The sequence below is a fragment of the Paraconexibacter sp. genome (assembly GCF_041602235.1).
Classification (GTDB): Bacteria; Actinomycetota; Thermoleophilia; order Solirubrobacterales; family Solirubrobacteraceae; genus Paraconexibacter.
Genome location: NZ_JBFIGP010000174.1, coordinates 1 through 8,036 on the forward strand (window position 1 = coordinate 1; position 8,036 = coordinate 8,036).

The following is an 8,036-nucleotide window of genomic DNA, read 5'->3' on the forward strand; positions in this document are numbered from 1 at the left end:
GCGACGGCATCGTCGATCGCGGCGGGGGCGATCGATCGGATCCATTCGCGCAGCGTGGTGTCCGCGACGCGGGCGTAGACACCCGGGGAACCGGGCCGGGCGCAGCCGTCCCCGTAGCTCGTGGCGCCGACGAGCTTGAACGCACCGTTGGCGTCGCTGCCGAACAGCGGACCGCCGGAGTCCCCTTGGCAGGTGTCGATGCCACCCTGCGGGTACCCGGCGCAGATCTGCGTGGCGTTCTCGAACGTCCCGTACCGGGTCCGGCAGGTCGCGTCGTCGATGATGGGGACCTGGGCCACCTGCATCTCCGATGCCGAGCTGCCCCCCTCCGATGTGGCGCCGAATCCGGCAACCGTCTCGAGGACGCCCGGAGCCCACAGCGGCTGGGCGCCGACCCCGGCGACCTTCACGGGAGCCTGGGAAGCGGTCGTCGTGAGCCGCAGCAGCGCCACGTCGTGGTGGTCGTTGTCGTCGTACTCGGGCGGGATGGAGATCGCGTCGACGTCGTAGGCGGTGCCCCCGGCGCCGTCGGAGCGCGTGGTGCCGAGGGTCACCTTGACCGAGGGGGCGGGCGCCAGCGGGACGCCGAGCACCTTCGGCCGGTACACGCAGTGCGCGGCCGTCAGCACGTACCGCGGGGCCACCAGCGTGCCGGTGCACTGCGTCGTGCGGTCGATCAGGATGCGGGCGACGGCGTCGAACCGTCCGTCGGCGGGAGCGGCGGTGCCGCCCACCACGCGCGGCTGGTAGCTGCGTCCCTGTGCACCCGCCAGCCCGCCGACGAGCAGCGCCCCGCAGCAGAGCGCCATGAGAAGTCCGGTCAGGCGGGCTTTCACGGGCACAGGAGCAGGATAGGCAAGGCGACGTCCGCCCGCGGAATACTCACACCGGGTTGTGGTTGTCTGGAAGGCTCGCCCGCCATGCGAACCTCATTGCTCCGGACCGCCCTCGTCGCGGCCCTCCTCACCCTCGTCCCGGCCACGGCCAGCGCCGCCGCGGACCGTTACGTGGCGCTGGGTGACTCCTACTCGTCCGGCACCGGCACGCGGACGTACTTCGACTCGACCTGCCAGCGGTCCGTGTACAGCTACCCGTACCTGCTCAGCCAGCAGCGGGCGAACACCAGCCTGGTGTTCGCGGCCTGCTCGGGTGCCAAGACCGGCGACGTCCTGAGCAACCAGGTCAGCAGCCTCACGTCGACGACCAAGATCGTGACGATCACGATCGGCGGCAACGACGCCGGCTTCTCCAACGTCATCAAGGAGTGCGCCAAGCCCGAGTGGGCATCGATCTGCGACACGAAGGTGAACGAGGCGCAGAACTACATCCGCAACACGCTCCCGGGCCAGTTGAACAACGTCTACACGCAGATCAAGAACCGCTCCCCCACCGCGAAGGTCGTCGTGCTCGGCTACCCCCGCCTGTTCATGGGCGTGGACTGCAACGCCGGCACCTACTTCGACTCCGACGACATGGTCATGCTCAACCAGACGGCGGACCTGCTCAACAGCACGACGAGCGGTCGGGCCTCGGCGTACGGGTTCACCTTCAAGAACCCGACGACGGCCTTCACCGGCCATGCGATCTGCTCCTCCACCGAGTGGATCAACGGCCTGAGCAACCCGGTCGGGGAGAGCTACCACCCCAACCGCACCGGGCACAGCTCGGGCTACCTGCCGCTCGTGCGGCAGGTCACCGGCTGACCTCGCGGTCAGGGACGGCGCTGCTCGGCGACGGGCGCGCCGTCCGCCCCGGTCTCGTGGGCGGTCGGCCACCCGCCGAGGTGGTTGTCGCGCGCTCCGTCGACCGTGACGACGGCGCCCGAGGTGAAGTCGCCCGCGGGTGAGACCAGGTGCGCGATCGTCCAGGCGATCTCCTCGGGCCGGCCCAGCCGTCCGAGCGGGATCGTCGAGGCGGCCGCGTCCACGATCGACTGCGGGTACTTCGTCATGAACGTGTCGGTGCCGATCTGCCCCGGCGCCACCGCGTTGAGCCGGATCCCGAACCGCGCCCACTCGATCGACAGGACGCGCATCAGGTTCTCCACGGCCGCGCGTGCCGCGGAGGAGTGCGCCATGCCCGGGAGCCCGTGGTGCGGCGAGAGCGTCACGCTGATGACCTTTCCGCCGCCCTGCGGGATCATCGCCTTCGTCGCCACCGCGTGGGTCATCAGCCAGGTGCCTTCGACGTTGAGGCGCATGACGGTGCGGAAGCCCTTCGGCGTGATCGTCTCCGCCGGGGCCAGGAACTGCCCTCCCGCGTTGTTCACGAGCGCGTCGATGCGACCGTGGCGGCCGAGGACCTCGTCGACCGCGGCGTCGACCTGGTCCTCCTCGCGGATGTCGCAGACGACCGCGGTGCAGCGCCCGTCGGCCGCGAGGGCCACGGTCTCCTGCAGGGGCTCGTCGCGGCGGCCGAAGACCACGACGCGCGCCCCCAGGGAGGCCAGCTCGATCGCGGTGACGCGACCGATGCCCGATCCGCCGCCCGTGACGATCGCCACCTGGCCGTCGAGCAGGCCCTCCCGGAAGATCTCGCTCATGGCGCGCGACGTTATCTGCCTGACCCGACGCGCGCCCGCGGGCCCGGGCACGCGCCTTCCGCCGTGCGCTCGCGGAAGGCGGTCGGAGGGGCTGGTGCGCGGCTAGAGCAGCTCGTCGAGCGCGCCCATGGCCTCGCCCGGGGTGGCGAACGTCCCGATGAGCGTCAGCTCACCGGCGTGCGAGGACTCGTACAGGGTCAGCGTCCTGCGGTCCAGGACGACGTCGGCGCCGATGACGCACGTGGAGAGGTCCAGGTCGTCGAGGTAGCGGGCGGGGGCTGCGGTGGTGGCGGGCATGTCGGGCTCCGATCGTGAATCTCCGTGGATCCCCGCTCCCCCCTCGCACGAACAAGTGTTCCGCGCCGGCCGTCGTCGAGCTGTGGCGTCGGTCACAGACCGACGCGGTTTTCCCGGCATCCGGGGAGCCTTCGGGGTCCGAGCCCCGAAGAACCGCCCGGATCAGGAGGACAGCCGGCTCAGGCGACGCCGACCGGCACCGGCTCGCGCCGCTGCGCGGCCGGGGACGTCGGCGCCTGCGCCTGCGGCGCGTCGACGGCGGGCTCGGTCTCGTGCGCCTCGCGCACGAGGAAGATCCGCACGCCGATCACGATGCCGACGAGCGTCAGGAGCGCCCAGCCGACGCCCTGCCCGACCTGTGCGGCCACGGGGCCCGGGCAGGCCTGGGACACGCCCCAGCCGACGCCGAAGATGACGCTGCCGAGCAGGTGGGAGCGCTGCGGGCGCTCCGTCGTCCAGCCGATCGGCTGGTCCACCAGCACCGCGCGGCGCTGGAACCGGCGCACGAGCGCGAGTCCGATGCTGGCGGTCGCCACCGCGGAGCCCATGAACAGGAACAGGTAGGCCTCCTCGAACAGCAGGGCCCCGCGGATCACGTCCGGGTCGACCATGCCGCTCCAGGTGAGCATGAAGCCGAAGACGACGCCGAGCAGGGCGCCGGTGAAGCGCTGAGCAGCCATCAGATGATCACCTCGAGCAGGGTTGCGACACCGATCGCGGTGCCGAAGAACGTGCAGGTCGCTGCCAGGCTGGCGGGCGACAGCGAGGAGGTCCCGCTGAGACCGTTGCCGGACGTGCAGCCGCCGGCGAGCTTCGCGCCGTAGCCGATGAGCACGCCGGAGCCGACGAGGAGCGGGACGATCCACAGCTGTCCGGTGCCCTCGAACGTGCGCGTCATCCAGCCGTAGCCCTCGAAGCGGGCAGCGCCGTTGAGCAGGAGGTACAGGGCCCCGGACATCGCGACGCCGAGCGCGAACCAGCCCCGCCAGTCGAAGCTGAAGCTGCCCCGGCCGAGCTTGCCGACGAGCTCGGAGTACCCGCCGGTGATCCCGAGACGGGCGTTGAAGAGGATGCGGCAGGCGACCACGCAGACTCCCAGCGTGGGTCCGGCGATGTACCAGGCGATCTGTTCCTTGAGCATGGGCGCGACCTCGGCGCGGACGGCGGGCGAATCTGAGACTCCCTAAACCGTATCGAAATATCTGGGAATACTCGTCCAAGCGTCGATGTTTCAGGTCTCGGCCCTTCGGATAGGCAACGCAGTTATGCGTATTTTCCGAATCAGCCTGGCCTGTCTCTGCCTGGGGCTGCTCGCCGCTCCCGCGACGAGCTCCGCAGATATCCCGATCCGCATCGGCATCGGCGACCAGCAGGTCAAGACCTTCGACAACGTCAAGTTCCAGCAGGCGAAGTTCAAGCGCATCCGGTACTTCGTCCGCTGGGACGTCATGGAGCACAAGGAGCCACGCCTGGCGGCGCGCGCGTTCGTCAAGCGCGCCCGTGCGGAGGGGATGTCGGTGCTGCTGCATCTCAGCACCAACGACTTCGCGAGCAAGCAGGGCCACCGCCCGTCCGTGCGCGAGTACAAGGCCGCCGTGCGGCGCCTCGTCCCCTACTTCCGCAAGCTCGGCGTGCGGGAGTTCGGCGTGTGGAACGAGGCCAACCACGCCAGCCAGCCGACCTACAACAGCCCCAACCACGCGGCGCTGTACTTCCGCGAGATGTACCGCGCGGTCAAGGGCCGCTGCCGCTCGTGCATCGTGGTCGCGCTCGACGTCCTGGACCAGCGCGGGGTCGAGAAGTACATGCGGAGCTTCTACCGCCGCCTCTCCCCCACCTACCGCAAGCGCGCGACGGTCGTGGGCATCCACAACTACGGGGACGTCAACCGCGAGCGGACGACGTACACGCGCCGGATCATCCAGACCACGCACGACTACACCAAGAAGGTCCAGTTCTGGTTCACGGAGACCGGCGGTCTCGTGAACTTCGGGCGCTCGTTCCCGTGTGACGTGGACCGGGCCCGCGACCGGCTGCGGTGGATGTTCAGCCTCGCCAACCGGTACCGCCGCAGCGGCGTGAAGCGGCTCTACATCTACCAGTGGACCGGCGCCGGCTGCGACCAGCGGTTCGACGCCGGCCTCACCAACCCCGACGGCACCGTGCGTCCGGGCTACACGTACGTGCGGAAGAAGCTGCCGAACTACCTCAGGTAGACCACCGCGCCGATCCCGCGAAGGACACGCTGCCCCGGTGCGTCTCGTGCCGGGGCAGCGTCGCGTTCGTACACGCCGGGCGTCGCCCACCCCCAGACATATGCAGCTTTCGTGATATCCTCATGTTTCTATGCGTGATATCCCTCGGCTCAAGGCGGAGTTCTTCAAGGCGCTCGGCCACCCCCTCCGGATCCGCGTGCTGGAGCTGCTCAGCGAGCGAGAGCGCTCGGTCTCCGAGCTGCTCGAGTACGTCACCGTCGAGCAGCCCGCGCTCTCCCAGCAGCTCGGTGTCCTGCGCCGCGCCGGATTCGTGACCGCGCGCCGAGAGGGGAGCAACGTCATCTACCGGGTCGCCGACGAGCGCGTCCCCGACCTGCTGGCCGTGAGCAAGGACATCCTCGTGGACATGCTCACCACCACCCGGGACGAACTGCGCCAGTCGTGAGGCTGCCGGCGCACAGGATGCTGCCGGCCGCCGCGGACTACCGCGGGCTTCGAGGTACCTGGCGCGGCGACCTCCTCGCCGGCGTGACGGTCGCGATCGTCGCGCTCCCGTTGGCGCTGGGGTTCGGCGTCGCGTCGGGCCTCGGTGCCGAGGCGGGGCTCATCACCGCCATCGTCGCCGGGATCGTCGCCGGCGTGTTCGGAGGCTCCGACGTGCAGGTCAGCGGCCCCACCGGCGCGATGACCGTCGTCCTCGTACCCGTCGTCGCCTCCGTCGGTCCGGACGGCGTCCTCATCGTCGCCCTCCTCGCCGGGCTGCTCCTCGTCGCCGCCGGCGTGGGTCGGCTGGGCCGCTACGCGTCCGTGCTCCCCTGGCCCGTGGTCGAGGGCTTCACCGCCGGCGTCGCCATCCTGATCTTCCTCCAGCAGGTGCCGATGGCCCTCGGTGTCCCGCGCCCCGACGGCGAGAACACGGCTGCCGTCGCGGTGCGTGCCCTCGCGGACGCCGGCAACGTCCACGTCGGCGGGCTGGTCGTCCTGGCCGCCGTCGCCGTGACCATGCTCACCGCCTCACGGCTGCACCACGGCCTGCCCGCGTCCTTGCTCGGGGTCGCCGTGGGCACAGCGGTCGCGCAGGTGGGCGGCCTGGACGTCGCCACCATCGGCCACATCCCCGCGAGCCTCCCGAGCCCGTCGCTCCCGGACGTCAGCCCGGGCGAGATCCCGGGCCTCCTGTCCGCGGTGATGGCCGTGACCGCGCTCGCCGCGGTCGAGAGCCTGCTCTCCGCCAAGGTGGCGGACGGGATGGCCGACACCCGCCAGCACGATCCCGACCGCGAGCTCGTCGGGCAGGGGCTCGCCAACGTCGCCGTCTCGTTCTTCGGCGGGATGCCCGCGACCGGCGCGATCGCCCGCACCGCGGTCAACGTCCGGGCGGGGGCGAGCACGCGCGTCGCGGCCATCGCCCACGGGCTCGTGCTGGTGGTCGTCGTCCTGGCGCTCGCCCCGACGCTCGCCCGGGTCCCGCTGGCCGCCCTGGCCGCCGTGCTGATGGTCACCGCGGTCCGGATGGTCGAGTTCGGCACCGTCGGGCGCATCCTGCGCTCCACCCGCGGTGACGCGACGCTGCTGCTGGTGACCGCCGCGGCGACCGTGGCGTTCGATCTCGTCGTGGCGGTCGGCGTCGGCGTGGCGCTCGCGTCGCTGCTGGCCCTGCGCGCGGTCGCCGACGCGACGACCTTCGAGCGCGAGGCGGCGATGCCCGTCGACGTCGACCCGGTCCTCGAACACGCGCTGCTCGCCGACCACATCGTGACCTACCGGCTCGACGGGGCGCTCTTCTTCGGCGCGGCTCAGCGGTTCCTCCTGGAGCTCACGGAGGTGGGCGACGTGCGCGTCGTCATCCTGCGGTTGGGCCGGGTCCGGGTCCTGGACTCCACCGGCGCCGTGGCGCTCGCCGACCTGATCCGGCACCTGCAGCATCACGACGTCACGGTGCTGCTCACCTCCGTCCGCGACGAGCACCTGCGGCTGCTCGAGCGGGTCGGCGTGCTCGACACGCTCGTGCACCGCAACCACGTGCTGCCGGGGATCGAGCAGGCGCTGGCGCACGCCCGCAGGCACGTGGCCGGGGAGGCGCAACCGGCCGCGAGGCCGCAAGCGGCCTGAGGCCGCTGCGGGAACGCGGCGCTCGGAGACCTCAGGACCGCTCCCCCGGGGCGTCCTCGTCGTCGTAGCCGATCACCCACTGGGCCGCGCGAGCGAGCGGTCCACGGCCCGCGTCGGTCCCCAGCTTCACCACCACCACGAGGACGAGGGTCGTACCGAGTCCGGCGAGCACGCGCACCCACCAGTCACCCTTGATCCCCATCCCCACGCTGGTGCCGACGCTCAGCAGCACGCTGAGCAGCGTGATGCCGCCGGTCGTGAGGGTGAGCGTCTTGCTCGACGGTGAACTCCTCGACATGCAGGTTCGCGTACCCCGTCGCGGCGCCGATCATGCCGACGGACTACCCCGCGGGCCCCTCGGCCTGGTCTCTCAGGCCCTCGCGTGCCGCGAACAGCCGCAGGGCGCACTCGAGCTCCAGCCGGCGCTCGTCCAGCGACCGCCCGAGCATCTCCTCCGCGCGTCTGACGCGGTAGATGACCGTGTTCTGGTGGATGCCGAGCCGGCGGGCCGTCCGCGACGGGCTCGACCGCTCCTCGAGGTACACCGCCACGGTCGCGCGCAGGCGCGTCGCCGCATCGCTGTCGCCGGCGAGCTCACCGAGCTCCTGCGCGATGAAGTCCACCGCCTGCTCGGGGTCGCTGCTGAGCAACGAGCTCAGCGACACGGCGGGGTAGTGGATGATCACGCCGGGTCGCAGGCCGAAGACCTCGCCGACCCGCCGGGCGGCGCGCGCCTCGCGGTGCGATCGGCGCATCCCGTCGAGCCCCTGCTGCGTCCCGCCGAAGGCGACGTTGAACCGGTCCTCGATGACCGCCGAGCGGGTCGGAAGCGCGTCTGCCCACCCGTCGCCCGAGGTCCACGCCCACGC

Annotated in this window: 11 protein-coding genes; 4 read left to right on the forward strand and 7 right to left on the reverse strand. The window is 71.3% G+C overall.

The genetic code is table 11. The annotated features are described in order from the left end of the window. Window positions 1-842: serine protease (locus ABYE80_RS13630; RefSeq protein ID WP_372790829.1), on the reverse strand; the 842-nt coding region annotated here is incomplete at its 3' end. A 78-nt stretch (window positions 843-920) separates the two neighbouring features. On the opposite strand from ABYE80_RS13630, the gene ABYE80_RS13635 reads away from it, so the two are divergent. Next, a complete protein-coding gene (locus ABYE80_RS13635; protein ID WP_372790830.1) occupies window positions 921-1,703 on the forward strand; it encodes an SGNH/GDSL hydrolase family protein in 783 nt (260 codons plus the stop codon). 8 nt (window positions 1,704-1,711) lie between these two features. Here ABYE80_RS13635 and ABYE80_RS13640 read toward each other — a convergent pair whose 3' ends face one another. The 4 genes from ABYE80_RS13640 to ABYE80_RS13655 form a co-directional block, all read right to left on the reverse strand. Next, window positions 1,712-2,542, reverse strand: a complete 831-nt coding sequence (locus ABYE80_RS13640; protein WP_372790831.1) for an SDR family oxidoreductase — start codon at window positions 2,540-2,542, stop codon at window positions 1,712-1,714. Window positions 2,543-2,644: 102 nt separating this feature from the next. After that, window positions 2,645-2,839, reverse strand: a complete 195-nt coding sequence (locus ABYE80_RS13645; RefSeq protein WP_372790832.1) for a hypothetical protein — start codon at window positions 2,837-2,839, stop codon at window positions 2,645-2,647. 179 nt (window positions 2,840-3,018) lie between these two features. Then, window positions 3,019-3,519 carry a DUF6691 family protein gene (locus ABYE80_RS13650; RefSeq protein WP_372790833.1) on the reverse strand — a complete coding sequence of 167 codons (501 nt, stop codon included), beginning with the start codon at window positions 3,517-3,519 and terminating at the stop codon, window positions 3,019-3,021. After that, window positions 3,519-3,980: a YeeE/YedE family protein gene (locus ABYE80_RS13655; RefSeq protein ID WP_372790834.1), complete on the reverse strand. Its 462-nt coding sequence runs from the start codon at window positions 3,978-3,980 to the stop codon at window positions 3,519-3,521. Before ABYE80_RS13655 ends, ABYE80_RS13650 begins: the two co-directional genes overlap by 1 nt. A 124-nt stretch (window positions 3,981-4,104) precedes the next feature. On the opposite strand from ABYE80_RS13655, the gene ABYE80_RS13660 reads away from it, so the two are divergent. The 3 genes from ABYE80_RS13660 to ABYE80_RS13670 all read left to right on the forward strand — a co-directional run bounded on the left by ABYE80_RS13660 (window position 4,105) and on the right by ABYE80_RS13670 (window position 7,167). Next, window positions 4,105-5,055: a hypothetical protein gene (locus ABYE80_RS13660; RefSeq protein WP_372790835.1), complete on the forward strand. Its 951-nt coding sequence runs from the start codon at window positions 4,105-4,107 to the stop codon at window positions 5,053-5,055. A gap of 130 nt (window positions 5,056-5,185) precedes the next feature. Then, the gene (locus ABYE80_RS13665; protein WP_372790836.1) at window positions 5,186-5,500 is read left to right on the forward strand and encodes an ArsR/SmtB family transcription factor; all 315 of its coding nucleotides are present in this window, start codon (window positions 5,186-5,188) and stop codon (window positions 5,498-5,500) included. A 17-nt stretch (window positions 5,501-5,517) separates the two neighbouring features. Next, complete coding sequence (locus ABYE80_RS13670; RefSeq protein WP_372790837.1) at window positions 5,518-7,167, forward strand: SulP family inorganic anion transporter; 1,650 nt, start codon at window positions 5,518-5,520, stop codon at window positions 7,165-7,167. A gap of 31 nt (window positions 7,168-7,198) precedes the next feature. On the opposite strand, the gene ABYE80_RS13675 is transcribed toward ABYE80_RS13670, so the two are convergent. Together ABYE80_RS13675 and ABYE80_RS13680 are read right to left on the reverse strand one after the other, a co-directional pair. Next, window positions 7,199-7,465 carry a hypothetical protein gene (locus ABYE80_RS13675; RefSeq protein WP_372790838.1) on the reverse strand — a complete coding sequence of 89 codons (267 nt, stop codon included), beginning with the start codon at window positions 7,463-7,465 and terminating at the stop codon, window positions 7,199-7,201. 43 nt (window positions 7,466-7,508) lie between these two features. Beyond that, window positions 7,509-8,036, reverse strand: a 528-nt coding sequence (locus ABYE80_RS13680; protein WP_372790839.1) for a PucR family transcriptional regulator, incomplete at its 5' end; no start/stop codon positions are given.

Coding starts and splice junctions, on each gene's coding strand:
- ABYE80_RS13635 (WP_372790830.1), top strand. CDS start 921: ATGCGAACCTCATTGCTCCGGACCGCCCTCGTCGCGGCCCTCCTCACC.
- ABYE80_RS13640 (WP_372790831.1), bottom strand. CDS start 2,542: ATGAGCGAGATCTTCCGGGAGGGCCTGCTCGACGGCCAGGTGGCGATC.
- ABYE80_RS13645 (WP_372790832.1), bottom strand. CDS start 2,839: ATGCCCGCCACCACCGCAGCCCCCGCCCGCTACCTCGACGACCTGGAC.
- ABYE80_RS13650 (WP_372790833.1), bottom strand. CDS start 3,519: ATGGCTGCTCAGCGCTTCACCGGCGCCCTGCTCGGCGTCGTCTTCGGC.
- ABYE80_RS13655 (WP_372790834.1), bottom strand. CDS start 3,980: ATGCTCAAGGAACAGATCGCCTGGTACATCGCCGGACCCACGCTGGGA.
- ABYE80_RS13660 (WP_372790835.1), top strand. CDS start 4,105: ATGCGTATTTTCCGAATCAGCCTGGCCTGTCTCTGCCTGGGGCTGCTC.
- ABYE80_RS13665 (WP_372790836.1), top strand. CDS start 5,186: ATGCGTGATATCCCTCGGCTCAAGGCGGAGTTCTTCAAGGCGCTCGGC.
- ABYE80_RS13670 (WP_372790837.1), top strand. CDS start 5,518: ATGCTGCCGGCCGCCGCGGACTACCGCGGGCTTCGAGGTACCTGGCGC.
- ABYE80_RS13675 (WP_372790838.1), bottom strand. CDS start 7,465: ATGTCGAGGAGTTCACCGTCGAGCAAGACGCTCACCCTCACGACCGGC.